25 protein-coding genes are annotated in these 25,673 nt (G+C 53.1%); 14 read left to right on the forward strand and 11 right to left on the reverse strand.

All coding sequences use genetic code 11. From position 1 onward, the window contains the following. Nucleotides 1-30: 30 nt before the first annotated feature. Nucleotides 31-1,032, reverse strand: coding sequence for a DUF3080 family protein (locus LG301_RS05570; RefSeq protein ID WP_404474131.1), 1,002 nt, complete (start codon nucleotides 1,030-1,032; stop codon nucleotides 31-33). A 7-nt stretch (nucleotides 1,033-1,039) separates the two neighbouring features. Then, on the reverse strand, nucleotides 1,040-2,458 hold the full coding sequence (locus LG301_RS05575) for an MATE family efflux transporter (RefSeq protein WP_404474133.1): 1,419 nt from the start codon (nucleotides 2,456-2,458) through the stop codon (nucleotides 1,040-1,042). 152 nt (nucleotides 2,459-2,610) lie between these two features. Between LG301_RS05575 and LG301_RS05580 the strand changes: the two genes are divergently transcribed. Then, nucleotides 2,611-3,195, forward strand: a complete 585-nt coding sequence (locus LG301_RS05580) for an elongation factor P hydroxylase (protein WP_404474135.1) — start codon at nucleotides 2,611-2,613, stop codon at nucleotides 3,193-3,195. Here the strand turns inward: LG301_RS05580 and LG301_RS05585 are convergent. Beyond that, nucleotides 3,192-3,671: a hypothetical protein gene (locus LG301_RS05585; RefSeq protein ID WP_404474137.1), complete on the reverse strand. Its 480-nt coding sequence runs from the start codon at nucleotides 3,669-3,671 to the stop codon at nucleotides 3,192-3,194. The two genes, LG301_RS05580 and LG301_RS05585, sit on opposite strands and share 4 nt — an antisense overlap. A 13-nt stretch (nucleotides 3,672-3,684) precedes the next feature. Next, the gene (locus tag LG301_RS05590) at nucleotides 3,685-4,536 is read right to left on the reverse strand and encodes a TatD family hydrolase (RefSeq protein ID WP_404474139.1); all 852 of its coding nucleotides are present in this window, start codon (nucleotides 4,534-4,536) and stop codon (nucleotides 3,685-3,687) included. 221 nt (nucleotides 4,537-4,757) lie between these two features. Between LG301_RS05590 and LG301_RS05595 the strand changes: the two genes are divergently transcribed. The 5 genes from LG301_RS05595 (at nucleotide 4,758) to LG301_RS05615 (ending at nucleotide 11,670) form a co-directional block, all read left to right on the forward strand. Next, complete coding sequence (locus LG301_RS05595) at nucleotides 4,758-5,987, forward strand: ABC transporter substrate-binding protein (RefSeq protein WP_404474141.1); 1,230 nt, start codon at nucleotides 4,758-4,760, stop codon at nucleotides 5,985-5,987. Between the two features lie 38 nt (nucleotides 5,988-6,025). After that, nucleotides 6,026-7,579 (forward strand): fatty acyl-CoA synthetase, encoded by a 1,554-nt coding sequence (locus tag LG301_RS05600; protein WP_404474143.1) that lies wholly within the window; start codon nucleotides 6,026-6,028, stop codon nucleotides 7,577-7,579. Nucleotides 7,580-7,581: 2 nt separating this feature from the next. Beyond that, nucleotides 7,582-8,724, forward strand: a complete 1,143-nt coding sequence (locus tag LG301_RS05605; protein WP_404474145.1) for an acyl-CoA dehydrogenase family protein — start codon at nucleotides 7,582-7,584, stop codon at nucleotides 8,722-8,724. A gap of 34 nt (nucleotides 8,725-8,758) precedes the next feature. After that, nucleotides 8,759-9,946 (forward strand): beta-ketothiolase BktB, encoded by a 1,188-nt coding sequence (gene bktB, locus LG301_RS05610; RefSeq protein ID WP_404474147.1) that lies wholly within the window; start codon nucleotides 8,759-8,761, stop codon nucleotides 9,944-9,946. A gap of 71 nt (nucleotides 9,947-10,017) precedes the next feature. Beyond that, nucleotides 10,018-11,670 (forward strand): fatty acid--CoA ligase, encoded by a 1,653-nt coding sequence (locus tag LG301_RS05615; RefSeq protein ID WP_404474149.1) that lies wholly within the window; start codon nucleotides 10,018-10,020, stop codon nucleotides 11,668-11,670. 4 nt (nucleotides 11,671-11,674) lie between these two features. On the opposite strand, the gene LG301_RS05620 is transcribed toward LG301_RS05615, so the two are convergent. Beyond that, a complete protein-coding gene (locus LG301_RS05620) occupies nucleotides 11,675-12,688 on the reverse strand; it encodes an AraC family transcriptional regulator ligand-binding domain-containing protein (protein ID WP_404474151.1) in 1,014 nt (337 codons plus the stop codon). Nucleotides 12,689-12,842: 154 nt separating this feature from the next. Between LG301_RS05620 and LG301_RS05625 the strand changes: the two genes are divergently transcribed. Further along, complete coding sequence (locus tag LG301_RS05625) at nucleotides 12,843-14,762, forward strand: ATP-binding cassette domain-containing protein (RefSeq protein WP_404474153.1); 1,920 nt, start codon at nucleotides 12,843-12,845, stop codon at nucleotides 14,760-14,762. 70 nt (nucleotides 14,763-14,832) lie between these two features. Here LG301_RS05625 and LG301_RS05630 read toward each other — a convergent pair whose 3' ends face one another. After that, nucleotides 14,833-15,285: a universal stress protein gene (locus LG301_RS05630; protein ID WP_263065232.1), complete on the reverse strand. Its 453-nt coding sequence runs from the start codon at nucleotides 15,283-15,285 to the stop codon at nucleotides 14,833-14,835. A gap of 145 nt (nucleotides 15,286-15,430) precedes the next feature. Here LG301_RS05630 and LG301_RS05635 point away from each other — a divergent pair, with 145 nt between their 5' ends. Beyond that, nucleotides 15,431-15,970 carry a preprotein translocase subunit YajC gene (locus LG301_RS05635; RefSeq protein ID WP_404474155.1) on the forward strand — a complete coding sequence of 180 codons (540 nt, stop codon included), beginning with the start codon at nucleotides 15,431-15,433 and terminating at the stop codon, nucleotides 15,968-15,970. Between the two features lie 11 nt (nucleotides 15,971-15,981). Here the strand turns inward: LG301_RS05635 and slyA are convergent, their stop codons facing one another. Together slyA and LG301_RS05645 are read right to left on the reverse strand one after the other, a co-directional pair. Further along, nucleotides 15,982-16,434 (reverse strand): transcriptional regulator SlyA, encoded by a 453-nt coding sequence (slyA, locus tag LG301_RS05640; RefSeq protein ID WP_404474157.1) that lies wholly within the window; start codon nucleotides 16,432-16,434, stop codon nucleotides 15,982-15,984. A gap of 75 nt (nucleotides 16,435-16,509) precedes the next feature. Further along, the gene (locus LG301_RS05645) at nucleotides 16,510-17,664 is read right to left on the reverse strand and encodes a DUF5924 family protein (protein ID WP_404474159.1); all 1,155 of its coding nucleotides are present in this window, start codon (nucleotides 17,662-17,664) and stop codon (nucleotides 16,510-16,512) included. Between the two features lie 262 nt (nucleotides 17,665-17,926). Between LG301_RS05645 and fadB the strand changes: the two genes are divergently transcribed. Next, nucleotides 17,927-20,101, forward strand: a complete 2,175-nt coding sequence (gene fadB / locus LG301_RS05650) for a fatty acid oxidation complex subunit alpha FadB (RefSeq protein WP_404474161.1) — start codon at nucleotides 17,927-17,929, stop codon at nucleotides 20,099-20,101. A gap of 23 nt (nucleotides 20,102-20,124) precedes the next feature. Further along, complete coding sequence (gene fadA / locus LG301_RS05655) at nucleotides 20,125-21,303, forward strand: acetyl-CoA C-acyltransferase FadA (RefSeq protein ID WP_404474163.1); 1,179 nt, start codon at nucleotides 20,125-20,127, stop codon at nucleotides 21,301-21,303. Between the two features lie 61 nt (nucleotides 21,304-21,364). Here the strand turns inward: fadA and LG301_RS05660 are convergent, their stop codons facing one another. Both LG301_RS05660 and LG301_RS05665 read right to left on the reverse strand, forming a co-directional pair. After that, nucleotides 21,365-22,453 (reverse strand): histone deacetylase, encoded by a 1,089-nt coding sequence (locus LG301_RS05660; protein ID WP_404474165.1) that lies wholly within the window; start codon nucleotides 22,451-22,453, stop codon nucleotides 21,365-21,367. Between the two features lie 171 nt (nucleotides 22,454-22,624). Then, a complete protein-coding gene (locus LG301_RS05665) occupies nucleotides 22,625-23,086 on the reverse strand; it encodes a flavodoxin family protein (RefSeq protein WP_404474166.1) in 462 nt (153 codons plus the stop codon). 72 nt (nucleotides 23,087-23,158) lie between these two features. Between LG301_RS05665 and LG301_RS05670 the strand changes: the two genes are divergently transcribed. The 4 genes from LG301_RS05670 to LG301_RS05685 all read left to right on the forward strand — a co-directional run bounded on the left by LG301_RS05670 (nucleotide 23,159) and on the right by LG301_RS05685 (nucleotide 25,102). Further along, on the forward strand, nucleotides 23,159-23,527 hold the full coding sequence (locus LG301_RS05670) for a thiol-disulfide oxidoreductase DCC family protein (RefSeq protein ID WP_404474167.1): 369 nt from the start codon (nucleotides 23,159-23,161) through the stop codon (nucleotides 23,525-23,527). A 53-nt stretch (nucleotides 23,528-23,580) separates the two neighbouring features. After that, nucleotides 23,581-24,153, forward strand: coding sequence for a hypothetical protein (locus LG301_RS05675; protein ID WP_404474169.1), 573 nt, complete (start codon nucleotides 23,581-23,583; stop codon nucleotides 24,151-24,153). Nucleotides 24,154-24,212: 59 nt separating this feature from the next. Beyond that, nucleotides 24,213-24,689, forward strand: a complete 477-nt coding sequence (locus LG301_RS05680; protein WP_404474171.1) for a YbhB/YbcL family Raf kinase inhibitor-like protein — start codon at nucleotides 24,213-24,215, stop codon at nucleotides 24,687-24,689. A 71-nt stretch (nucleotides 24,690-24,760) separates the two neighbouring features. After that, complete coding sequence (locus tag LG301_RS05685) at nucleotides 24,761-25,102, forward strand: zinc ribbon domain-containing protein YjdM (RefSeq protein ID WP_404474173.1); 342 nt, start codon at nucleotides 24,761-24,763, stop codon at nucleotides 25,100-25,102. A gap of 102 nt (nucleotides 25,103-25,204) precedes the next feature. Here LG301_RS05685 and LG301_RS05690 read toward each other — a convergent pair whose 3' ends face one another. Beyond that, a complete protein-coding gene (locus LG301_RS05690) occupies nucleotides 25,205-25,408 on the reverse strand; it encodes a putative motility protein (RefSeq protein ID WP_404474175.1) in 204 nt (67 codons plus the stop codon). Between the last annotated feature and the right edge of the window lie 265 nt (nucleotides 25,409-25,673).

A 25,673-nucleotide genomic window follows, 5' to 3' on the forward strand; every position in this document is an offset into this window, starting at 1 on the left:
TACCAGAAGGTTAAGAGGAGAACGTATTTTTTACGTGGTCGTGCAGGTTGGAAAGCGATTTCTAAGCTGTTCGTGGGTGGCTTGCGCGGTTTGAAATTGCTGCCAAGGCGCACTGGGATTGCTCATTGATAGCCACGTATATTGATACTCCACAATGCTTTCTGGCGGAGTGATATTGTGAGCGTCGATGAGTTGGTTGATCGAAATAAGCCACTGCTCTGCATGTTGCTCTAGGGATGTAAGCCAGGAGTTATCCCAAGGCAGTAAGCATGTGTCGTCAGATAGTGGTTGCTCTGAAAGCACGTTATTAGCCTCACTCAAACGCTGTTCAGCGAGAAGTAGTGAGCGAAGAAACTCGGCGGTTAGGGGACGTTCTTGAAGCGTTTTAAGGTGATTCTCAAGGGTAGTAGAGTCTTGTTGCCACTCACGACTAAATTGATTCACTACCATTTGATACAGGTATTTAAGCGATGCAAGCTGTTGAGAAAAATCAGCCGTGCTGGGTGGGTTTAAAGGTTCGCTAGCTCTGGAAAAACTCTTTTCCCATTCGGCAGATTCAAAGATAGCATTCCAACTTACTGCGGGTAACTGAGCGGTTTTTTGTAACGTTAATGTTTCAAGGCGCTCTCTGTTTTCATCGCTTAACTCACTCACGGCCTCGCTGTTCCAACAGCTGCTTAAACGCTGCCAGAGGGTACGTTCGTAAAGCCACTGCTGGCTGGGTGGTGCAACGCGTCCCAATTGATTGTTGCGTGCAGCAACGAGCGAGGTGATTTGGCACTCCCGTAGCGCATAAACATTCAGCAAGCTTTCACGTATTTCAGGAACGTGAATTTGCCTGCTTTGAAGATCGGGGAAAGCGCCAATGTTGCGTGGCGGAGAACGCTCAATAGCCGTTGAGAGATTAAGATCCGTGGTTAACTGCTCATGATAAGCAACCCAGGGCTGTTCAGCGTTGTTATTGCCGCATCCCGCTAGCAAAGAGGTGGCACAGAATGCAGCAAGGAATCCTTTGGTAGTAAAGGGTGTCATAGAGGGGTTACTCCTTTTGGCTGATCCACTTTAACCGCCACCCAAGTAAAACAGCAGCAGTGCTGAGCCCCGCGATTAATCCTATCCAGTAGCCATGTACACCCATCGGCTCAGACACTCCGCCTACGCCGTGAGTTCCTAACCAGTGCCCGCCGCCTAAGCCAACAATCCAGTAGGACAACACCGTGATAATCATGACGATGCGTGTATCTTTATAACCTCTTAGCGCGCCAGCTAAATTAACCTGTAATGAATCTGAAAGCTGAAAAATAACGGCCAGTGCGATGATAGTTATTGCTAATGCCTGGACATCAGGGTTTGAGGTGTAGAGTGAAATGACCGGCTCTGCCGTTATCCATATGAGGGAGCTGTTAATAGCCGCTACGATGATGCTGATGACGATACCATTCCAGGCGACTTTTCGGGCTAATGCCAGCCGCTGCCGCCCAAGAGTGTTGCCCACGCGTACCGTTAACGCCATGCTCAGTGACATGGGAAGCATAAAGAGAATGGTGGTATAGCTTAGGGCGATTTGGTGGGCACCCACGGTGACCTCGCCAAAACTGGCAATGAAGAGTGCAATCAGTGTGAAAAGCGTTACTTCGACAAAAATCGCGACGCCAATAGGTACTCCCACAACAACCAGCTCACGAATACCCGTTAGATTGGGCGGGGTTAGCTGCTGCCATAATGAAACGCTGCGATAAGTGCGTCCTTTACGTGTGTAATAGGCCATCGCGAGCGCCATCGTCCACATTGAAAGTGCCGTGGCAATACCACAGCCGAAAGCACCAAGAGCGGGTAGTTGCTGAACGGCAGTAGGCAACCAATCACCTAAGAGGTTTGTCAGGCCATCGCCGCCATAGATCAATACATAGTTACTGGGAATATTAACCGTCAGTCCTACCAAGCTGATCCATAGCGCTGGCCGGGTATGGTTCATGCCATCAGAGAAAGCCCTGAGTGCTTGGAAAATCGCAATGCCGGGCATGCCCAAGGCCACCGCAGAAAGATACGCAGCAGACTCACTAGCCACCGCGCTAGGTACATCCATCAGCTTGAATATTGGTATGACAGAAAACCAGAGTAACAAAGCCGCCACGATGCCGAGTGCAAGCGCTACCCAAAGTGCTTGATGCACGGCAGGGCGTATAGCAGCGTTTCGCTGGCCGCCTAAGAGGTGCGCTACAATCGGGGTTAACCCCATCAGCGTACCCGTCATAAATAGCATGAGTGGCATCCATAGGCTTGAACCTACTGATACTGCCGCAAGAGAAGTCGCGTTGTAGCGTCCCGTCATCATCACATCAACCACGCTCATGCCCGCTTGGGCGAGCTGTGCGCCGCAGATAGGCAGCGCTAGCGCCACCAGCATGCGGGTTTCTGGCCAATAGGTTGATTTGATCTGTTTAGCAAAGCCGCCCAAGGTCAGGCTCCTAGTTAGTTAAGTGGCCCAGGAAAAGCCGATAGATTAGCAGGAGTTGCTAAGTTTTTCGTTCCCTGTTCAACCAGTAGAGTGCTTTAGTGTGCGCACGACGTTGGGATATACTGCTCAAAATTGATGGGTAAAGTGACACTATGGCAACTCATAACGAAGGTCGTTGGACGCTGAACGATATAGTGACGCTGTTTGATGGCATTTTTGCAGATAGTTATCAGACGCGGCTGGTGAAAGGTGGTGATGAGCCGCTTTACCTGCCGGCAACGCGTGATAGGCCATACCACCAAATTATTTTTGCCCGCGGTTATTTTGCCAGCGCACTGCATGAAATTAGCCATTGGTGTATTGCGGGTGATAAGCGGCGCCAATTAGAAGATTACGGCTACTGGTATCTACCTGATGGGCGAAATGCCGAGCAGCAGCTGGCGTTTGAGCAAGCGGAAATCGCTCCCCAAGCGCTTGAGAAGCTATTTACGCAGGCCTGTGAGCGCACCTTTCATGTCAGCGTCGATAATCTAGGGGGTGACGTAGACGTAGATCGTGAGCAGTTCTCACGCAAAGTAGCTGCGCGGGCCAGACGCTATCAGGAAGAAGGGCTTCCAGCGCGCGCCCACGCGTTTTATGTTGCGTTGACGCGCTACTATCAATGCGTCGATACGCTTAACAAGGCTATTCAGCAGGGACGATTAACCTTGAGGGCTAAGACGGCCTGTACGGTTTAATCTTGCTCGGTAAGCCGTTGATGCAAAGAAAGCATGACGGTTATTTCGTCTTCTGGCCGCATGGGTTCAAGGCCGAGATCATTGAAGGTTTCACTGCGCAGCCTATGCCACTCGCTAGCGCTGACCTTATCGTAAAGCACGTTGGCAGGCGCTAATTCAATAAACGGATCAAGCCCGTAAGTATCAAATAGGCGCGCTATGGCGGCTTCATCGTCACCGTTGTCACTGGTATAGAGCGTTGCTGAAAAATAATCGGTCTCTAGCTCGCGAATGACATCTAGCGGGCTAACACCCAAGCTCTCAAGCTCTTCAATACTATAAGCGCCCATGACATTCGTATCTTCAGTGATCCAGCTATCATCAGGCTGGATCAGGGTCTGCTTGATACGACCATCCGGCAGTGACCAGGCAATAACCAGTGGCAAGCCATCTTCGTCGCCCGTCTCAATGGCAATAAATCCTGGATAATCAGCCACGCTATCACTCCTATTAAGATGCCGCGTCGATGCGGAAAAAACGCTGAGCTGTGCGGGTTGTTTCAGCCCCCAGCTCGGCTTCACTGACGTTATGCCAAAGGGCAATTTCTTTTACAATCCAGGGTAGCAGGGCTGGCTCGTGTCGGCGCCCTTTCAATTTTGCAGGAAGGTTGCGGGGCAGCAGATAAGGACAGTCGGTTTCCACCATTAATCGCTCAAGGGGAATGTCGTTAACCAGCGAGCGCAGTGAGTGGCCTCGACGCTCGTCGCAAATCCAGCCGGTTAAGCCAATGTGCAGGTCAAGGTCAAGGTAGCCATGTAGCGTTGCGCGGTCAGCGGTAAAGCAGTGAATAACTGCTTGGCTGATGTCATCTCGCCAGCTGCGCAGTATCTCTTTCATGCGTTGGCCCGCATCGCGCTCATGCAAGAAAAGCGGCAAACCGCTTTCAACGGCAAGCTCTAATTGGGCCTCAAATGCTTGCTCCTGCTGCTGAGGCGTCGAAAAGTTGCGGTTAAAGTCCAAGCCACACTCACCAACAGCGACAACTTCTGGTCTCTCATACAGCGTTTTTAACTGGCTAGCGACATCACTGTTCCAGCCTTTAGCGTCATGAGGATGGACGCCAGCGGTCGCGTATACGCCTGAGAACTGCTGCGCCATGGCAATCGCTTGTTGGGCATGTTCGAGATCCGTGCCGGTCACTATTAACGTGGACACATTGGCTGCTTTCGCCCTGGCAATGACATCACCAAGGTCACGCTGAAAACTTTCGTGGGTCAGGTTGGCGCCAATATCTACCAGCGGCGACTCGGGACGAAACTGCAGCGCCTCGGGTAAAAAGTTATCTGTATCGGGTGTGCCCACACCTTGCTCCTGCTCTGCTACAAAACGCTATTGTAACGCTGGTAAGCAGCATCGACTAATGGATCGTGACAATAGATGACGGCGACGAATGGCACGAATTGCAAAAAAACTGGCTTGATAGGTAAACAGATAAGCGATTTTTACTCTTACTATGAAAAAGAGCCATGGCCTAAAGCGCCATTAAGGCCTACCCAATAACAACAATAGACAGGTTAATCACTATGCAACTATCACGAACTTTTGCTCTTTCTGCGCTATCGGCTGCTCTGCTTGCTGCCAGTTTTACTCCGAGTGCCTTTGCTAACGATGGGATTTCAGATAATGAGATCCGGATTGGCTATCTGGCTGATATGTCTGGTGTTTATCGAGACCCTATTGGCCCACTAGGGCAGGACGCCATTGAAATGGCGATTGAAGATGTGGGTGGCAGCGTGCACGGCGCCAACATAGTGGTTTTCAGTGCCGATGACCGTAATAGCCCGGATGTAGGGTCAAGCGTTGTGCGCGAGTGGATTGATGAGCGCAACGTCGATATGGTGACTGGCCTAGTGGCATCATCGGTCACATTGGCGGCTGTTAGTCTTTTACAAGACGCCGATAAACTGGGCCTGGTGAATGGCGCGGTGTCATCTGGAGTGACTAACGAGCACTGCTCCCCTAACCATATCCACTGGGTCTACGATACCTGGGCAATGTCCAACGGTACGGCAAAAGCGATTACCGATGAAGGCTACAAGAACTGGTATCTGTTAAGCGCCGACTACTCTTTTGGACATGCACTCGAGGCCGATGTGGAGCGTGTGGTTACCGAAAACGGTGGCACCATAGTAGGACGGGCGCGACACCCATTCCCCAATAATGATTTCTCCTCCTTTATGCTTCAGGCCCAAGCGTCTGGCGCTGACGTCATTGCCTTAAATAATGCCGGCGGCGATACCATTAATGCCGTGCAAACAGCCGGCGAGTTTGGTATTGCGCAAGCGGGCCAAATTTTAGCGGGCATGGTGCTGTTCAGCACGGATATACGCAGCATTGGTTTAGAAAATGCCCAAGGGCTGCAGTTCACGAAAGCATGGTATTACGACTTAAACGAAGAAACGCGTGCCTGGGCTGAGCGCTTCCGCGAGCGCACGGGCAGTATGCCAACCATGGTTCACGCGGGCCTCTACTCCAGCACGCTTCACTATTTAAACGCCATTGAAGCCACGGGTACAGACGACACCCAAACGGTGCGCCAACAGATGGCCGATACCCCGATTAACGATATTTTCGCCACCAACGGCTACATTCGTGAAGACGGTCGCATGGTGCACGACATGTATCTGGTTGAGGTGAAATCGCCGGATGAGTCTGCCGACGAAGACGACCTTTTCCGAGTAGTGCGAACCATTCCTGCCGAAGAGGCGTTTCGCCCCCTGTCAGAGAGTGTCTGCCCGCTCGTTAATAGCTAACGCCCTGCCAATTAAACACAATATAAAAAGGACTTGGCATGTCGAACACGCATTTAATCCACCGCAATACCATCGGCGCTGCGTTAAACCGCAGCGCTCGCAAGTACGCACAGCGGCCAGCGCTGACTTTTGGTGAACGGTCATGGAATTATCAAGCGCTCAACAACGCTGCTAACCAAGTCGCCAATGGCTTGCTGGAGGCAGGGCTTTCGCCAGGGGACCGGTTGGCGGTATACGGCAAGAACTCCGATGCCTACGTAATTGCTTGGCTGGCAGCCACCAAGGCCGGGCTTGTGCATGTGCCCATCAACTTTGCGCTCAGCAGCGAAGAGCTGCGCTATATCCTGGAGCAGTCGGGGGCGAAAGGGCTGCTCAGCGACAGGGTGCTAGCCGATAAGGTAACTGAAGCGACACAAGGTTTAGGGTTAATCCTAGAGGGAACCTTGTATGCCGCTGACGAAGGTGACGAAACAGGCTTTGACGTGCTGACGTGCGCGCACACTTCTCACGCATGCCATGAGCCAGAGGTGACGCTAGAGGGAAGTAGCTTAGCCCAACTGCTTTACACCTCGGGAACCACCGCAGCACCCAAAGCCGCGATGATGAGTCATCAGGCGTTAATGGCTGAGTACATGGCCTGCATGGTCGAACTGGATATAAACAGCAGCGACGCGATGTTAGCCGCTTTGCCGCTTTACCACTCGGCGCAGATGCATGTTTTTTTAATGCCCGCCTTGCTGCTGGGCGCGCCCGTTTATCTACTTGAGGCGCCGCTTCCAGATAGCTGTCTCGCTGCGATTTCAGAGCATAACATTGCCTCGTTTTTTGCCCCGCCAACCGTCTGGATCAGCCTGCTGCGCCACGCGACGTTTGATCAGTTTGATTTAACCAGCCTTAAAAAAGCCTATTACGGGGCCTCCATTATGCCGGTGCCCGTTTTAGAAGAGATGCAGCAGCGCTTTCATGGGGTGGGGCTTTATAACTGCTATGGGCAGAGTGAGATTGCCCCTTTAGCCACAGTGTTGCGTCCAGAAGAACATGCCGAACGCCCAGCCTCAGCAGGGCGGCCAATTCTCACCGTGGAAACCCGCATCGTCGATTTAGATATGAACGACGTGCCTCCTGGCGAACATGGGGAGATTGTTCACCGCTCGCCTCAGTTAATGACAGGTTACTGGGATAAACCTGATATGACCGCCGAGGCCTTTCAGGGCGGATGGTTCCACTCCGGCGACGTGGGCTATTTCGACGAAGCAGGCTACCTGTATGTGGTTGATCGCATTAAAGACGTTATCAATACCGGCGGTGTACTGGTAGCAAGCCGAGAAGTGGAAGAAGCCCTTTTCAAGCATTCAGCTATATCTGAGGTGGCGGTGGTTGGCCTGCCCGATGAAAAATGGATAGAGGCCATTACCGCCGTTGTGGTGGTGAAAGAGGGGCAAGAGGTGAGCGAAGAAGCGCTAATTCACCATGCTAAAAGCTTGATCGCTCCCTATAAAGTACCTAAGCGCGTGGTGTTTGCCGACACGCTACCCAAAAGCACGGCAGGTAAAATCCTCAAACGTCATCTTCGCCAAGATCTTAAGGAGTAAGCATGGACGCCCAAACCAACGAGCTGTTTCATGCCATGATTTCGCGCTGTTTAGCGCAAGAGGTCGCTCCTTTTTACCAACAGTGGGAGGAGGCTGGAGAAATACCCCGTTCACTGTGGAAAGCCCTAGGGGCTGCCGGGTTATTAGGAATTGATCTTGATGACACCTGGGGTGGCGCTGGCGCTGATATTGCCATTACCCAGCTAACGCTTGAGGAAATCTCCCGCCAGGGCTTTGGAGGATTAGCCAGCGCTTATAACATTCACGCCAATATAGTGATGCCCTACCTTCAAAACCTAGGCACTGACGAGCAGCGTGAGACATGGCTGCCCGGCATGGCCCAAGGTGAGTGCCTGGGGGCCATTGCTATGAGCGAACCCCACGCCGGTAGCGACTTAGCGGCTATGAAAACGCGCGCTAATAAAACCGCTGATGGCTGGGTGCTTAACGGCAGCAAACTGTTCATTACCAATGGCCAAGTAGCCGATCTAGTGATCGTGTGTGCGAAAACCGACCCAACAGCAGGCGCGAAAGGGGTATCGCTATTTTTGGTAGACACGGCGTTACCTGGTTTTTCGCGGGGTAAGCCGATCAAGAAAATTGGCCAGCATGCCAGCGATACGGCAGAGCTGGCGTTTGATCAACTGTTGTTGCCACACAACGCCTTACTGGGCGAAGAAGGCGCGGGTTTTCGCTATTTGATGCAAGAGCTGCCCCGGGAGCGCTTAGGGGTAGGCGCTCAAGCGCTGGGTGCCGTTGAAGGGGCGCTCGCGTTGACGCTTGATTACGTAACCCAGCGCCACGCCTTCGGCCAGCGGGTGGCAGACTTTCAAAACACGCGTTTTACGCTGGCTGAAATAAAGGCGCAGCTGGACATGGCGCGGGCGTATTTTGATCAATGTGTCGATAAATACCGCCATGGCACGATGACCAGCACGGATGCAGCTATCCTAAAACTACAGCTTAGCGAGCTACAGTGCCGTGCTGTCGATCGTTGCCTTCAGCTGTTTGGGGGGTATGGCTATACCCATGAATACCCCATTTCACGCTTTTACTTGGACGCCCGCGTACAAACTATTTATGCCGGTAGTTCGGAAATTATGAAAGAAGTTGTCGCGCGTTCGCTGCTGGGAAAAGTCGCATAAGCCCTCAGCCGTGCGCCATGATTAAGGAGTTCACATGCAGCTGGATAGCGTTGTCATTTTGGGCGGTGCACGCACTGCCATTGGAGGGTTTGGGGGGACACTCTCATCGCTGGCGCCTTTTGAGCTAGGGACGATTACTGCCCAGGAAGCGCTGCGTCGGGCGGGAGTGGCGGGTGAGGATATTGACCACTCGGTGTATGGGCACATTATTACCACCGGCCCTCAGGATGCCTATCTTGCGCGTCATATTGCATTGAATGCTGGCGCCCCCAAAGAGGCGGGCGCCTTTAACGTGAACCGGCTGTGTGGTTCCGGTGTGCAAGCCGTGGTGTCTGCCGCCCAACAAATTGCCCTGGGCGATAGTCGTCTGGCGCTAGCGGGTGGGGCTGAGTCCATGTCACGCGGTGCCTATGTGCTGCCACCCCAGGCGCGTAATGGAATACGCATGGGAGATGCCAATATTCAGGATCTTACCCTAGGTATTCTCAGCGACCCGTTTGGCAGCGGGCACATGGGCATGACGGCAGAAAACATCGCCAAGCAGTATGGCTTAACCCGCGAGCAGCTCGATCAGTTTGCCGTCGATAGTCACCAAAAGGCGGCCCGGGCTATTGCCGAAGGACGTTTTGATGAGCAAATCGTGGCGGTAGACGTTGCCCAAGGCAAACAGACGATCTCCTTTAAGCGCGACGAGCATGTGCGTGAAGGCGTCGAACTTAGCGATTTAGCCCGTCTAAAGCCGGCCTTCAAAAAAGGTGGGATCGTGACGGCGGGTAACGCCTCGGGTATTAATGATGGTGCGGCATCGTTAGTGCTGGCGCACGCAGAGGAAGCCAAGGCGCGTGGCTTAACCCCGCGTGCACGGCTGCGGGTTGCTACAACGGCCGGCGTAGAGCCTTCGCTGATGGGGCTAGGGCCAATCCCCGCCGTTAAACGCTGCCTTCAGCAAGCGGGGTTGCACATCAACGATATCGATGTCATTGAGTCCAATGAAGCCTTTGCGGCTCAAGCAATGGCCGTTGCCGACACACTGGGCTTCCCGCTAGAAAAACTTAACCCCAACGGCGGCGCAGTAGCGCTTGGGCACCCAGTAGGTGCCACCGGCGCCATCCTAATCTTAAAAGCTTTACATGAATTAGAGCGTACCGGGGGCCGCTTTGGTCTAGTGACGCTGTGTATCGGCGGAGGACAGGGCATTGCGCTGCTGATTGAGCGCTGGTGATTACAGGCGTCAAGTTTCCTTTCGGAACTCATAGGTTAATTCTGCCAACACGATCAAAAAGGTGAGTATTTATGTCGACGATAACGCCCAAGATTCTTCCTCCAACGCCTTCCGCGACTAATTCTCCACTGTTAATCGGCGACCTGCTTGAGTCGGGCGTGCGTATGGCGGGTAACAACCAAATTGTTTATCGCGACCAGTGCCGCCACGATTACCGACGTTTTCGTGAACGGGTGCATCAACTTGCCCATACGCTGACGGCAAAGGGCGTAAAAGCAGGCGATGTGGTGGCCGTCCTGGATTGGGACAGCCACCGCTACCTTGAGTGCTTCTTCGCCATTCCCATGATTGGCGCTGTGCTGCACACGGTGAACGTGCGCTTAGCGCCCGAGCAGATTCTCTACACCATGGAGCACGCCGAAGATGTGTTCGTACTGGTGCACGAAGATTTTGTACCCCTGCTTGAGCCTCTAGCGGATAAGTTACCCAATATTCACGGCTACATGCTGTGCCAGGAGGAGGCGAAAGATGTCAGCACCTCGCTACCATTGGTGGGCGAGTTTGAGGCGTTATTAAGTGAGCAGCCCAGTCATTACGATTTCCCCATCTTTGATGAAAACGCCGTGGCCACGCTGTTTTACACCACGGGCACCACGGGCAACCCCAAAGGCGTGTTTTTTACCCACCGCCAGCTTGTGCTGCACACACTGGGCGAAGCGAGCACCTTCCAAGCGCCGGGCTTTGAGTTGCTCAATCGTGACAAGGTCTACATGCCCATCACGCCAATGTTCCATGTGCATGCGTGGGGGGTTCCCTATACGGCGACGCTGATGGGGGCCACTCAGGTGTATCCGGGCAAATACGAGCCCGAGATGCTGGTGAAGCTGTTGGTCAGTGAAAAAGTCGATTTTTCTCACTGCGTTCCTACGCTGTTGAACATGGTGGTCAGTGCGGATGCGATTGCGTCGAAAAAAGTAGACCTAAGTGGCTGGAAAGTGCTGGTAGGTGGCAGTGCGCTCACTCAAGCGCTGGCCAGCCGCGCTTGGTCGCTGGGTATCGATACGCGCAGTGCCTACGGCATGTCGGAAACTTGCCCACTGCTCACGGCTGATATCCTACCGCGCGAGGTTGGCGAAGCCGATTTCGATACTCAACTTCCTTGGCGCTGCAAAGCGGGGCTGCCGGTACCCTTGGTGAAGCTACAAGTGGTCGATACCGACGGTAAACCGCTACCCCATGATGGTGAAAGTGTCGGTGAAGTGCGCGCCCAGGCACCCTGGCTCACTCAGGCCTACTACAAAGAAGAAAAGCGCAGCGAAGAGCTATGGCGCGATGGTTGGCTACATACGGGCGATGTAGGCTCCATTGATGAGCACGGCTTCTTAGCCATTAGTGACCGCATTAAGGATGTTATTAAGACCGGCGGTGAGTGGCTTTCATCACTTGAATTGGAAAGCTATATCAGCCAGTGCCCAGGCGTTGCTGAGGTGGCTGTAATTGGCGTTGCCGATGATAAATGGGGCGAGCGCCCAGCGGCGTTAGTGGTGCCCAGCGATCTGAAGAACCCGCCTACGGCAGAGGAGGTGCAAGCCTTTATGGAGCAGTTTGTCGAGCAGGGCGCCATCAATCGCTGGGGCATTCCGTCGCTTATCCGCATGGTCGATGAAATTCCTAAAACCAGCGTCGGCAAACTGGATAAAAAGCGTATCCGAACGGAAATATAAGAGGCTATCGCTTAACGCCCGCTGTCGTTGCCTTTCGATAGGCGGCGGGCGAATTTCCGGTCCACTGCTTAAAGGCCCGACTAAAACAGGCTAAGTCTTCAAACCCGAGGGTTTCGGCAATAGAGGCAAGCGGCTGAGCGCTGCGGGTTAAAGCCTGAACCGCATAATCGCGGCGAAATTCATCTTTGACGGCTTGGAAATGCGTGCCTTCCTGCTTTAAACGGCGCGATAACGTGCGTACCGACATATGCAGCGCATCGGCCACATGGGCAACGTTGGCCGCCGCAGGTAAGTGGCGCCTTAGATGCTCGCGTACCCGGTGAGTTAACAGCTGCTCCTCAAATGAGACATAAAACCAATCGGCCGGGGCGCGCTGTAAAAAGGCGGCCAGATGTTGTTTGGTTTGCCGGATAGGGTGATTTAATAACGATTGATCAAACGACATGGCGGTTTGGGGTTGGTTAAAGCGCACCTTGCCAGGATAGAAATAAAGGTAGTCCGCATTATAAGAGGGCGGCGCGTAATTACACTCCATCAATACAGGGGGGATTTTGCGGGCGATCATCCATGACGCAATGCCGTGGAACAGTTTCAGCATCAGCTCGTGTATTAAAATGCGACTACCGGGCAGCGTGGCATGCTCAACTAACGCCATGCGTGCCACACCATTGTTAACGGTAAACGCGTAACTAAAATCGTCCAGCATGACTCTGAAAAACTGAGTATAGCGGTGCAAGGCGACGTGCAGGGTGGGGGCATCCAGCAGGCTTAAACAGAGTAGTTTCAGCGTTCCGCAGCGCAGTGGGCGTGAAAAAAAACGCGGTGTCTCATCGTCTAGTTCAAGAGCGATAAGCCGATAAAGCTCGGCAAATTGTTCAACGGTCACCCGTCCGTTGGGCGCGCTTAGCAAAAAGGGCGAAATGCCCGCCTGTTCTAAATAGCGGCTGTGGAACGGTACGCTGTCCGTTAAGCCATATAGCAGTTTGTTCACGAAGTGCATCGAAACAGTTACTGTCACTGCACACCTGCCCCAATAACGTCCTAGACGCTACGTAATGATTGTCGAATATACACACGACGTTATCACGATGTCATCTTCGCCTCTACAAGGTTGCCCCTCTTAGGCAGTGCATGCGTTACACTGTGCGCCTCACGACGAAGGAGGACACTGCGTGACCTTGTTACGACTCGAACAGCTGCAACTCGCCTATGGCACCCAAGTACTACTTAACCGCGCCGACCTAACGGTTGAAAAAGGCGAGCGGCTGGCGCTGGTCGGGCGCAACGGCACCGGTAAATCAACGTTGTTGAAACTGGTGGCAGGCGATATTCAAGCCGATGATGGCTCAATTTGGCGCGCCCCAGGGTTGAAGATCGGCGTGCTGGCCCAGGAGCTTCCAGAGTCTTCGGGTATGACCATTTTTGATATGGTCGCCCAGGGACTGCCCGAAGCGGGAGAGCTGCTGTCTGAATACCAGCATCTTATCAATGATCCTGACCCTGATATGGATCGTATGGCCAAGCTGCAAACCCGCATTGAGGCTATTGACGGCTGGTCATTTCATCAGAGTATCGATGTCGTTCTCACCCGCTTAGGACTGCCGCCCGAAGCCGAGATGAGCGCGCTTTCCGGCGGCTGGCGCCGCCGCGTTGCTTTAGCACGGGCGCTGGTCTCAGAGCCTGATCTGCTGCTGCTTGATGAGCCCACCAACCACCTGGACCTTGACACCATCGCGTGGTTGGAAGAGCAGCTGCTAGCCTTTAACGGGGCGGTGTTACTGATTACCCACGACAGGGCGTTTTTATCCAAGCTGGCAACCAATATTCTTGAGCTAGACCGAGGTAAGTTAGGCCGTTACCCCGGTACTTACGCCGAGTATCAAGAGCGCAAACAGCATGAGTTGGAAGTAGAAGCCAGAGAAAACGCGCTGTTTGATAAGAAGCTGGCTCAGGAAGAAGTTTGGATTCGCCAAGGTGTTAAGGCGCGTCGTACCCGTAACGAAGGCCGCGTGCGTGAGCTGGAACAAATGCGCGTGGAACGTAGCCAGCGCCGCGAGCGCCAAGGCACGGCTAATCTCACGGTGGATAGCGGCGAGCGCACCGGTAAGCGCGTAGTTGAACTGAAAGGCGTCACGCAACGGTTTGGAGACGAGGTTATCCTGCGTGATGTAAACCTGGAAGTAATGCGCGGCGACCGCATTGGCTTCTTAGGCCGCAACGGTGCCGGTAAAACGACGCTGCTGAAAATCCTGCTGGGAGAGCTGGAACCCACAGAGGGCAGCGTGCAGCTAGGCACCAACTTGAAGGTGGCCTACTTTGACCAGCTACGTGCTGGCTTGGAGCTTGAAAAAACCGTCTACGATAACGTCGCTCAAGGTAGCGACCGGGTCAACGTGGGTGGTAAAGATCGCCATGTGATGAGCTACCTTCAGGACTTTTTGTTTACGCCAGACCGTGTGCGCCAACCGGTGAAAGCACTTTCCGGCGGTGAATCTAATCGGCTCCTGTTGGCTAAGCTATTTACCCAGCCTGCCAACGTACTGGTGCTCGATGAGCCGACCAACGACCTGGATATGGAAACGCTGGAACTGCTTGAAGAGCTGTTGCTGGACTTCGACGGCACGCTGCTGTTGGTCTCCCACGACCGAACCTTCATGGATAACGTGGTAACGAGCATGCTGGCCTTTGAAGGCGAGGGATGTGTGCGCGAGTATGTGGGGGGCTACACAGACTGGATTCGCCAAGGGGGCAAGTTGCCACCTGCGCCCTGGGATGGGGCCGCGCGTCAGAACACCGAACCGACCAGCAAGGCGGTGGAAAAAACGCCTGAGCCGCCCGTTATCGAGCCTGCTAAGAAAGCCGTTAAGCTTTCCTATAAGCTTCAGCGCGAGCTGGACACCCTGCCCGCTGAGATTGAGCGCTTAGAAAGCGAGGTGGAGGCCTTAGAGCAGGAAATAGGCAATCCTGATTTTTACCAGCAGGATGCCAGCAGCGTGACGGCCAAGCTGCAACAGCTAGAAGGCGTGCAGCAGGCGCTGGAATTGGCCATGGAGCGTTGGATGGAGCTTGAGGCCATGGCTAGCGGCGAATAGTGCCTTACCATGAAAAAAGGCGCCCAATGATGGGCGCCTTTTAGTGGGCTTTTAAGCGGCGATTCGTTAGCTATTCGTCGCTTTTTTCACCTTTTTTACCTACGCGCACCGCAAGTACATCGCATTGGGCACCGTGCAGAACGCCGGTGGATGTTGAGCCGAGTAATAGAGCAAAACCGTGACGCCCGTGGGAGCCTACCACGATCAAATCAACGTCGTGCTCTTCGGCAAAGCGATGGATCTCAGTGTCGGGCATGCCCACAACGACATGCTGGTCGGCTTGCGAAATATGGGGGGCTGCAATTTCAGCAAGGCGCTTTTTTGCGTGCTCGTCTAGCTGGTCTTGAATGCTGGTAAGGTCCATAGGGATATCACCGCCGTAGGCGAAACCCAAGGGCTCGAGCGTATGCATGATGGAAATTTTAGCGTCTTGGTTGCGTTCTGAAATGCCAACCGCACGCTCTAACACTTTGTGCGAATCTTTGGTTAAATCGACGGCTACCAGTATATGGCGATAGCTCATGGCTTTTCTCCTTAGCGTTCAGTAACAAAGAAGAAGCTTTGTTAGATGCCCTTTACTTTAGGCGTCTCAGGCAATCTTAACAACGATCTATATCATGGTTTTTTCAAGTAGCTAACGCAGTTTGTCCGGAAGAGGTGGGTTTAAAATGGAATGGTTGATTATTGTTGCGATATTGATGTTTGTGATCGCGCCGGTGATGTGGCTTAAGCCCAGCCCTAAGCAGAAGCGCCAGATGGCGCTGCGTGAAAGCGCTAAACAACAGGGGGTTACCATTGAGATGGATAAGCCCCCACTGCATCATTTTAGAGGCACCATGCCAGCTTACCGATGGTGCTATCCGCAGGGAGCACCCGGCCCTACGTTTGTCTTGCTAAGAGAAGCTAGCGCTAGTGAGGCACTTGAGCCGTATCACGCGGGCTGGCGGTGGCGTATTGCGCCTTTGCGGGCGTTGCCCGATAACGCCACGGAGCCTTTCAAAGCACTGCTAGAGCGGCTGCCTCAAGATGCATTAGTCATCGAGTCGACCCCCGGTTCGCTCACGTTATGGTGGTGGGAGTCGCAAAACGCAGAGCGGTTCACCACCTATGTAGACGACTTTGAACAGCTCAAGCGGTCGCTAAGCGGCCTTTCCGATAAGCCCATTAGTAAGCCGCTTCAAACGCAGAGTGTCGGCCGTCATTTATAGTACCAACATCATTACGCGCTTGGGGTTTCTTGATCCCGCGCCTGAATCGCGAGCCCATTAGCCTCAATGAGTGCCAGCCACTCATCCAGCTTATCGAGTTCATTTTCGCTTAACCCGGCGAGCATCTCTTTACGCGCTTCCAGCACTACGCTGTCGATTTGCTCTAGTAAGGGCATGGCTGCAGGCGTGAGATAGATGCGCTTACTGCGTCGATCATTATCGCAGGCGCGTCGCTCGACTAAGCCCTGCTCTTCCAGCTGGCCTAGCGTGCGTACTAATGAAGGGGCTTCAACCCCGATTGCACGAGCTAAATCACATTGAGGGTTGCCTTCCCCTAGCTTCCACAGGTGGTAAAGCGTAACCCAGCGGGTCTGTGTTAGCCCCAACGGGGCTAACCTGCGGTCGATGATAGAGCGCCACAAATGTGGCAGGCGGGCAAGTCGAAAACCAATGGATGACGGCATAGCAATTGGCTACCAATAAGTGTAAGTGGAGGAATTGTCATTAGCTGAACCGCTGATTGCAAGGTGTTCTGTTATTCAGTTCTCACTTGACGGCTCGGCATCGTCGCTTCTACCAGGAATAAAACGGCGCAAATTGAGGCCGCTTAACCCGCTTGCATTAATGTGGCTGTCGGCAAGTGAAGCCTTGTCAGGATCTTCCGATACGTTAAAACGCAGTAAGCCTAACCGCTGGCCGCCGTCGGTCATGATGTCGATGCGCCATTTTCCAGAAGGGTCAGCGGGGAAGTTGAGCTTATGGCTCCAAGCCCGATAGCCCTGTTCACGTCCCCCATTAATGTCGAGTTCTACCTCATCGATAGGCGCGCCATTGTGGTACCAGGTATGGTAAATCGTTTCGCTTAAGCCCCGGGGCGCTCGTATGGCGGTGTAAACGTATAGGCCGTTGGCTTGTAATGCCTGTGGTGTAAGCGCAATCGAACCTTGCGGTTGGCGCTGTTGGATGTTGAAGGCCGGCGAAAGCGCGCTGCTGGTCATCCAGAGGCTGGCGGGTGGCACCCAAATACGGCCCACCCACGCGGCGTAAGCAAGCACCAACGTCAGCCCAAAAAATAGGCACCAATGCTTCAGCGAGCGTTTATTGAGCAAATGCCAAAAGCTAGGCAGTGCCAGGAGTACTGTGATCACGAGCGCTAGTTGTAGGCTTTGGCGGGTAGTGAGATGCAGCATGATCGGCAAAATCACCAGGACGACCAAAAAGACGCACTGGGCATGAAAAATAAAGTAGAGGCTACGCCAACGGCCCGCTAGCTTGTAGTAGAGCGGGTCAATGATTGAGAGTGCCGCCATGCCTACTACCAGGGCGGCAAATAATGTTTGGCCGCTGTTCCACACGGTGGTGATCAGAATGAACGGTAGCGTGAAGAAGAGCGTTTCTTGGTGAATCATTTGGGCGATAAACGTTGTCACCCCCCGAGGCAACGTGGGGTGCCCACGCTTTGCAAGCCAACGGCCAATCAAGCTTTCTGAAAGTAGCAGCACCCAGGCGAACAGCAGTCCAAGCGCTAACGCTGCCCCCAACCATTGTTGACGGTCAACCAGGAAAAAACTGCCTAAGCCAGCGGCAAACGCCATGGGCGGCCACAGCCAGCTCCATGGTTTCAGGCGCTCGACCAGGCGCTCAACGCGATTTTGTAGAGAGGTAATGCGCGAGGGAGTAAGCAGGGCGCTCATAGCAGCAGGGTTCTCATTAAAACAGCAGGGTGATTTAGTTTAGCGCGAGCATCGCATGGTGGCAGGTTACTTCAATCCAAAGCGAGGTTTTTCTACTGAACCCCTCAAGCTACGCTGAGTCATAGCCGCTAAGCGTGTTAGCCGAAAGTCAGGGCTTGACGTTCTGCAGTAACTCAACCAAGCTTACGCAATCAAACGACCGTATGAAATGCGAGGCGGGTCCGATATAAGGGGCCAGCCCGAACTTGTGGAGAGAGCGCGGATGATCTATCAAGGCAATGCCATCACGGTGGAGCGTCGTAAGACCCAAGGTGGCAATGACATCGCCCAACTCACTTTCGATTTGAAAGATGAGTCCGTCAATAAGCTTTCCAGCGGTGTAGTCGCTGAATTGGGGGAGGCTGTTAAAGCACTTCAAGGCGAAAGCGGTTTGCAAGGCTTATTGATCCGTAGCGGCAAAGAGGCGTTTATCGTCGGTGCCGATATCACGGAGTTCCATAGCCTCTTTGATAAAGGTGAAGAGTACCTGGTTGAGATGAACCTCAAGGTGCACGATATCTTCAACGCTATCGAAGACCTGCCTTTCCCCACCGTGACGGCAATTAACGGCCTAGCGCTAGGTGGCGGTTGTGAAGTCCTGTTAACGACTGACTTCCGCGTAATGAGCGAAAAGGCCAAAATTGGTTTGCCTGAAACCAAACTTGGCATTCTGCCTGGCTGGGGTGGCTGTGTTCGCTTACCTCGCTTGATTGGTGCTGATAACGCTATCGAGTGGATTGCGGGCGGTACCGAAAACCGCGCTAATGCAGCGCTTAAAGTGGGCGCAGTAGACGCGGCGGTTGCTCACGAGCTATTGGAAGAAGCTGCGTTAGATATTCTTGACCGCGCTAACGCCGGTGAGCTGGATTACATGGCCCGCCGCGAAGAGAAAACGTCGCCGCTGAAGCTTAATGCAATTGAGCAAATGATGGCGTTTGAAACCGCCAAAGGCTACGTGGCGGGTAAGGCGGGTCCTCACTATCCTGCGCCGGTAGAGTCAATCAAAGTGATTCAAAAAGGTGCTGGTGAAACCCGTGCCCGTGCTCAAGCGATTGAAGCAAAAGCGTTTGCCAAGCTCGCACTGAGCAGCGTTGCCTTTAACTTGGTGGGTCTGTTCCTCAACGACCAAGTGGTTAAGAAGAAAGGCAGCAAATACGAGAAACAGTCGCAGCCGGTTAAGCAAACCGCCGTGCTTGGTGCGGGTATTATGGGCGGTGGTATTGCCTACCAGAGCGCCAGTAAAGGCACCCCCATTGTAATGAAAGATATCAATGAGGAAGCCATTGAGCTGGGCCTGAAAGAAGCGCGTAAGCTGTTCTCCAAACAGGTTGAGCGTAAAAAGATGACCGTCGAGCAGATGGCCGAGAAGCTGACCAATATTCGTCCTACGCTCTCTTACGGCGATTTCGACAGCGTCGACCTAGTGGTTGAAGCCGTGGTTGAAAACCCCAAGGTCAAAGACGCTGTATTGACCGAAGTGGAAGGCCTGGTCAGCGAAAATACCATTCTGACATCTAATACCTCGACGATTTCTATCAATCGTCTGGCGAAAAACCTGAAGCGTCCTGAAAACTTCTGCGGCATGCACTTCTTCAACCCGGTACACCGTATGCCGCTGGTGGAAGTTATTCGCGGCGAGAAGACCTCAGACGCTGCTGTAGCGGCAACGGTTGCTTATGCACGTGCCATGGGCAAAACCCCCATTGTAGTTAACGACTGCCCTGGCTTCCTGGTTAACCGCGTACTGTTCCCTTACTTTGGTGGCTTCAGCTTCTTAGTGGAGCAAGGGGCCGACTTCCAGCGTGTTGATAAGGTAATGGAGAAGTTCGGCTGGCCCATGGGCCCCGCCTATCTGCTGGATGTCGTAGGTCTGGATACTGCTGTCCACGCTAACGAAGTGATGGCGGAAGGCTTCCCGGATCGTATGGCGCGGGATGGTAAAACCGCTATTCAGGTGATGTACGACAACAAGCGTCTAGGCCAGAAGAACGATAAAGGCTTCTACGCCTACGAGGAAGACAAGAAAGGCAAACCGAAGAAAGTCACCGACGAGCAGGCCTACGCGCTGGTCAAAGACGTCGTCAAAGAGCAGAAAGAGTTTACGGATGAAGACATCATTGCTCGCATGATGATACCGCTTTGCCTGGAAACCGTTCGCTGCTTGGAAGATGGCATCGTTGAGACGCCCGCTGAAGCCGATATGGCGTTGATCTACGGTATTGGTTTCCCTCCCTTCCGCGGTGGCGCGCTGCGCTACATCGATGCGATGGGCGTTGCTGAGTTTGTGAAGCTGGCTGAAAACCTTGCGGATGAGTTAGGCCCGCTATACGCGCCGACTGAGAAACTGCGCCAGATGGCTCAAAATAATGAGCAATTTTACGCTGGTAACCAGGCTTAACCACCACGCATAGGAGATAGAAGATGAGTTTGAACCCAAGAGATATCGTGGTGGTTGACGGTGTACGTACCGCCATGGCGAAAGCTAAAAACGGCGCGTTCCGTAATGTACGCGCTGAGAACCTGTCCGCTGCGGTGATGCAGGCACTCTTTGCCCGCAACGCCAACCTAGACCCGTCCGAAGTGGATGATGTGATTTGGGGCTGCGTTAACCAGACCCTTGAGCAGTCCATGAACATCGCCCGTAATGCCGCGATTATGACCGGCATTCCGCGTTCGGTGCCTGCACAGACCGTTAACCGCCTGTGCGGCTCCTCAATGACCGCGCTGCATATCGCCGCTGCCAATATCAAAGCGGGCATGGGCGACTTTTACGTGATCGGTGGGGTAGAGCACATGGAGCACGTGCCCATGGCCCACGGCGTTGATGTTAACCCCGCCGCCAGTAAGTACGCAGCGAAAGCCGCGATGATGATGGGCCTGACCGCTGAGCTGCTGGGTAAGATGCACGGCATTTCGCGCGAAGATCAGGATAAGTTTGGCGTACGCTCTCACCAGCGTGCCCAGGCAGCGATGGAGAAGGGTTACTTCGATAATGAAATTATCGGTGTCGAAGGTCACGATCAGCGCGGCTTTAAAGTACTGGTTAAAAACGACGAAGTGATTCGTCCTGAGGCGAGTCTGGAGTCTATGGCGAGCCTCAAGCCAGTGTTTGACCCTCGCAACGGCACCGTGACTGCGGGCACGTCGTCGGCGCTGTCGGTAGGGGCGTCAGCCATGGCGGTAATGAGCTACGAGCGCGCCCAGGCCCTGGGGCTTGAACCGATTGCCAAAGTGCTCTCAACCGGTGTGGCTGGCTGTGATGCTTCCATCATGGGTTACGGCCCGGTGCCTGCGTCTAAGAAAGCGCTGAAAGCAGCAGGGTTATCCGCTGCGGATATTCAAACCGTTGAGCTTAACGAAGCATTTGCGGCTCAAGGCTTACCGGTCCTGAAAGACCTGGGCTTCCTTGATGCCATGGATGAAAAGGTTAACCTGCATGGCGGCGCCATTGCTCTGGGCCACCCGCTGGGTTGTTCAGGCTCGCGCATTTGCACCACGCTGCTTAATGTCATGCAACAGCGTGACACCACGCTTGGCCTAGCCACTATGTGTATTGGTATGGGGCAAGGGGTAGCAACCGTTTTTGAACGTCTAAGATAAACGCGGCGCGTATCAGCAAAAACGGCACCCTCCCAGGTGCCGTTTTTTATTGCCATTTTATTTATTTCGTTTGAAACGCGTTGCGATGAAAGTCAGCTGCTGCTTGAACGTCTGCAATCCCGCAGGTATCAGGCACCGGCACGGTGTTACCCGCTAATACCCTAAGCACCGCACGAGTACCGTTGGCTAAGGACTCCAGGTTATAGCCCCCTTCTAGCACAAAGACCAAACGGCCTTCACAATGCTGTTCGGCGAGCTGTTGTAAGAACCCCGTCAGAGCACCAAACCCTTCGTAGGAAACATTAAGCGCTAAATCGTGCCAGTGTGGGTCGAATCCTGCTGAGACAAGAATAATGTCTGGTTTAAACCACGCAGCCGCTGGCGCAAGAATATCGTGAAACGCTTTAAGATACGCTTCATCGCCAGCGCCTGCTGGCAGGGGGACGTTGATGGTAGTGCCTTCTCCTAAACCGGCGCCTATTTCCTCTAAATGGCCTGACCCCGGATAGAAGGGCGCAGCGCGGTGTATGTCGAAAAACATCACGTCAGGCTCTGCCCAAAAAATGTCCTGCGTACCGTTACCGTGATGGGCATCCCAATCAATAATCAGCACTCTTTCACAGCCTAGGGCGCTGCGTGCATGGGCAGCGGCAACGGCGATGTTATTGAATAAGCAGAAGCCTCTTGCGCGAACGGGTTCCGCATGGTGCCCTGGTGGGCGTACAAGTGCGAATGCGCTTTTGGTGCGTTTCTCCACCACCGCCTCTACCGCAGCAATCGCGGTGCCTGCTGCAACTTCGGCGGCGTCAATGCTGCCGGGCGAAACCGCGGTAGTGTCGACATCTAACCAAGCATTTTTGCCTCTTAAGCTAAAAATATCGCTCAAGTAAGAAGTGGTGTGTACGCGGGCTAACTGTTCGGCGGTGGCGGCTTTGCCGCCCTCAATGTGTAAGCCTTCAATCGGCGCTTTCTCAAGCAGCTGTTGAATAGCTTTCAAGCGACCAGGGTGCTCAGGGTATTTCCACGGAACAGGTAGCCCAGCCAGCAGGTGGCGAATGCGCTTATCGATCCGCTCCGGTAAAAAGTCCGCGTCAATATTCGGCTCGTGAGCAAGAACGCGATCATCATAAAAAGCGATGACGTTATGCATAATAGCTACCTGAAAGACATGCGTTGAACAGTAGCAAGGGCAGTGGTGACCATCAGATTTCTGAGACTGCCATTGCACCGTGCGTTCTTACAGTAAGGCAGGCTTGTCACGGTTATACAATGTGATTCTTGACGCGTAGCGTCAAAACAGAGCGGAAAGTTTGCACGTGGCTTAGATAATGCCAGCTTCCAGGCTAGCGGCCATCGAGAGGCCTAGCTCTTCGCACTGTTCAAGAAAAATCTCCTGAAAGTCACCCCGGCAGATCAGTGGCGCTTGCACTAGCTTCCAGCGCATGCCTTTGGTGATGCTTTCAATGGCGCGCTGGGTGCCTGTGCCATCGTGGCCAGCACGCACATAAAAGGCGAACGGTAACCCTTCGTTTTTCTCCAGGCAAGGATAGTAGCAGCGATCGAAAACATCCTTCATCAAACCTGCCATGTACCCCAGATTTTCGGTGGTTCCCAATATGACGGCGTCAGCTGCATTAATGTGTTCAGGCTGGGTTTCAAGCGGGCTTAGAGAGACGACTTCCACACCTTCTATGTCCGAATCTGACGCGCCATTAATGACTGCATGACGCATTTTTTGGGTGTTCACTGACGGTGCATGGGCAATGATCAAGAGACGTTTCATGGTAAAGCCTGCTGAGTTGCGTCGTATGGCGGAAGTGGCACACTATGAAGTACAGCTTTAGTGAGAGCCTATATGCCTAATCATGCGTGTATCAACGTCTACTACGATGGTATCTGCCCCGGCTGTCGTAAAGATCGTGCCCGATTTGAACGTTGGGCTGGCAAGCGTGCAAGCGATATACGCTGGTGTGATGTCACTGAACATCAACAAACGTTGCGTGAAAAAGGGGTCGCACCAGAGGCAGCGCTGCGCTCATTGCATGTTGAACAAAAGGATGGACGCATTATTGAAGGCATTGAGGCTTATCAACTGCTGATGGCGCGAATCCCCACGTTACGACCTGTTGGGTGGTTTATCGGTTTGCCGGGCATTAAAGCGGGGCTGCGCTGGTACTATGATCGCTGGGTGCAACGGCGTTTGAAGCGTGAAGGGCGCTGGTGAGTTGTCGCCAATGGAGTGGTTTAAATGTTTGTGAATCGTTCATAGGGAATTAAATGATGAAGCGACAGGCTAAATGGATAGGTCTAGCGGGGGGATGTATCCTGGTGAGCGGGCTAGCAGGCTGTGGAGGGCAGCCCACGTCAACGGGGTTGCCGCCTTCTGACCCGGCCAGCACATCCGCGCCGCTGGAAGCGCCGCCTGCATCGCAGGAGCTATCTCATCAGGGTACATCAGCAACCGTCACCGATTGGGTGCCGCCGTTATTCATTAGTCCTGAAGAAGAGGCGGCGTACTATGTCAGCCGTTTGGCTGACCGGCGTTTTGTGTCCAGTTATGGAGACGGTGACAACCCCAAAACCTGGTATATCGCCGCTGAGCGGTTAGGAGAAATTGGGTTGCCAGCGGTGCCACTGCTGTTTGCACAGCTTGCTACCCAAAATGCATACGAGCAAATGCTGGTGCTTTATGCGCTGCAGCTCGCCACTCAAGACCCGCGACTAATGGCCAGAACCCGAGGTGATTATATTCAGCTGGTAACGGCGCTTAACCCAGCGGGGAACGCTGAAAACACCCGCATTGCTCAGCAGTGGCGGCAGCGGCATAGCACTCTACTGGATTCACCCTAATACCTTAGCTACATTCAATAGCGCACAACGCACAAGTCACCGGTACTAAGGAGAGCAGCATGGGTTTTGCCTTATCCTCAATGCAGGTTACAAGTAGTACGTTTGGGAATCACCAGCCTATTCCCGCTCAATATACCGGAGTTGGTGATGATATATCGCCAGCGTTGGCATGGCAGGGCGCGCCGGAAGGCACAAAAGGCTTTGCGGTGATTTGCCACGACCCCGATGCTCCGCTCGTTAAAGAGGGCAGCTATGGGTTTGTTCACTGGGTGCTTTATAACTTGCCGGGTGATGTTGTTCAGCTCAACGAAAAAACGGCATTGGGTACTGCAGGTGCAAATGATTTTGGCAATCAGGGCTATGGAGGCCCCATGCCTCCCGAGGGTCACGGCCCACATCTCTACTATTTTTGGGTGCTGGCATTAGATCATCAAACTAACCTACCTGAAGGGTTAACGCTCGCCGAGCTGCTTAAAGAGGTGGAGCCAAACCTATTAGGCATGAATCGGTTAGTGGGTACTTTTCAGCGGGATTGATGACAGACACCGGCTTTACTTTTTATTAAAGCCGTGTAGGCTCCTTCGCTTTATTAGCGTTGGAGCTTTACATGAGTCTTTTACCCAACTGTCCTGCTTGTGCCTCAGAGTTTACTTACGATGATGGCTTGCAGTTCGTTTGCCCAGAGTGTGGTAATGAGTGGTCGAAAGTGTCAGAAGAGGGCCCAGAAGACACGGAAAAGAGTGTCCGGGACGCCAATGGTAACGTGCTTACTGATGGTGACAGCGTAACGGTCATTAAAGATTTAAAGGTAAAAGGCAGTTCGTTAGTGGTTAAAGTGGGTACCAAAGTGAAGAGCATCCGACTCGTCGAAGGCGACCACGATATTGATTGTAAAATTGACGGCATCGGCCCTATGAAACTGAAGTCTGAGTTTGTTAAAAAAGCGTAATGAGAAGATGCCACCAGCATCTGACGTTGAAATAAAAGTAGCCCCTTTAAATTAAGGGGCTATTTTTACTTACCTAATACATCTAATGGCTAGAAAGCGTGCTCAAGCCGTTGTGTTAATCAATGTGCCTACGCTGCCGCTTGTTGCAAGCTGTGGCTCCATGGAAATCGTGTCCATTAATGCGGAGATATGTGCCGCTTGCCCATCTAACGCATCTTTAAAAACGCTCAGCTGCGCCTGCTGTGCAACTTGCGCCTGCTGCATTGCCATTGACGCGCCTACCATGTTGTTGACTGCTGAATCCATAAAGCCTCCTATGCTATCCCAATGCCTTATACATTAATGACGTCCAATTATCTTTGAAGCTATCAGAGGTTGTCTATTGATGTAAACCATGGTCGAAAAGATGGGCATCAATAATAGTTTTTTTAAATGATAATGATTGTTGTTTTTGATGCGATTAGAGCCGAACGTGCTGTTATTTTGCTCATATTGATAACGATTTTGCTCAAGGGCTTCACATCAAATTTATACAGGACTAAAATGGTACCCAATTAACAGCTAGGCCAAT

Origin of the sequence: Vreelandella venusta (assembly GCF_044809155.1) — a bacterium.
GTDB lineage: Bacteria > Pseudomonadota > Gammaproteobacteria > Pseudomonadales > Halomonadaceae > Vreelandella > Vreelandella venusta_B.

Excerpts from the sequence above, each read along its gene's own strand:
- LG301_RS05570 (WP_404474131.1), bottom strand. The coding sequence starts at position 1,032 with ATGACACCCTTTACTACCAAAGGATTCCTTGCTGCATTCTGTGCCACC.
- LG301_RS05580 (WP_404474135.1), top strand. The coding sequence starts at position 2,611 with ATGGCAACTCATAACGAAGGTCGTTGGACGCTGAACGATATAGTGACG.
- LG301_RS05595 (WP_404474141.1), top strand. The coding sequence starts at position 4,758 with ATGCAACTATCACGAACTTTTGCTCTTTCTGCGCTATCGGCTGCTCTG.
- LG301_RS05600 (WP_404474143.1), top strand. The coding sequence starts at position 6,026 with ATGTCGAACACGCATTTAATCCACCGCAATACCATCGGCGCTGCGTTA.
- LG301_RS05605 (WP_404474145.1), top strand. The coding sequence starts at position 7,582 with ATGGACGCCCAAACCAACGAGCTGTTTCATGCCATGATTTCGCGCTGT.
- bktB (WP_404474147.1), top strand. The coding sequence starts at position 8,759 with ATGCAGCTGGATAGCGTTGTCATTTTGGGCGGTGCACGCACTGCCATT.
- LG301_RS05615 (WP_404474149.1), top strand. The coding sequence starts at position 10,018 with ATGTCGACGATAACGCCCAAGATTCTTCCTCCAACGCCTTCCGCGACT.
- LG301_RS05630 (WP_263065232.1), bottom strand. The coding sequence starts at position 15,285 with ATGAGCTATCGCCATATACTGGTAGCCGTCGATTTAACCAAAGATTCG.
- LG301_RS05635 (WP_404474155.1), top strand. The coding sequence starts at position 15,431 with ATGGAATGGTTGATTATTGTTGCGATATTGATGTTTGTGATCGCGCCG.
- slyA (WP_404474157.1), bottom strand. The coding sequence starts at position 16,434 with ATGCCGTCATCCATTGGTTTTCGACTTGCCCGCCTGCCACATTTGTGG.
- LG301_RS05645 (WP_404474159.1), bottom strand. The coding sequence starts at position 17,664 with ATGAGCGCCCTGCTTACTCCCTCGCGCATTACCTCTCTACAAAATCGC.
- fadB (WP_404474161.1), top strand. The coding sequence starts at position 17,927 with ATGATCTATCAAGGCAATGCCATCACGGTGGAGCGTCGTAAGACCCAA.
- fadA (WP_404474163.1), top strand. The coding sequence starts at position 20,125 with ATGAGTTTGAACCCAAGAGATATCGTGGTGGTTGACGGTGTACGTACC.
- LG301_RS05660 (WP_404474165.1), bottom strand. The coding sequence starts at position 22,453 with ATGCATAACGTCATCGCTTTTTATGATGATCGCGTTCTTGCTCACGAG.
- LG301_RS05665 (WP_404474166.1), bottom strand. The coding sequence starts at position 23,086 with ATGAAACGTCTCTTGATCATTGCCCATGCACCGTCAGTGAACACCCAA.
- LG301_RS05670 (WP_404474167.1), top strand. The coding sequence starts at position 23,159 with ATGCCTAATCATGCGTGTATCAACGTCTACTACGATGGTATCTGCCCC.
- LG301_RS05675 (WP_404474169.1), top strand. The coding sequence starts at position 23,581 with ATGATGAAGCGACAGGCTAAATGGATAGGTCTAGCGGGGGGATGTATC.
- LG301_RS05680 (WP_404474171.1), top strand. The coding sequence starts at position 24,213 with ATGGGTTTTGCCTTATCCTCAATGCAGGTTACAAGTAGTACGTTTGGG.
- LG301_RS05685 (WP_404474173.1), top strand. The coding sequence starts at position 24,761 with ATGAGTCTTTTACCCAACTGTCCTGCTTGTGCCTCAGAGTTTACTTAC.
- LG301_RS05690 (WP_404474175.1), bottom strand. The coding sequence starts at position 25,408 with ATGGATTCAGCAGTCAACAACATGGTAGGCGCGTCAATGGCAATGCAG.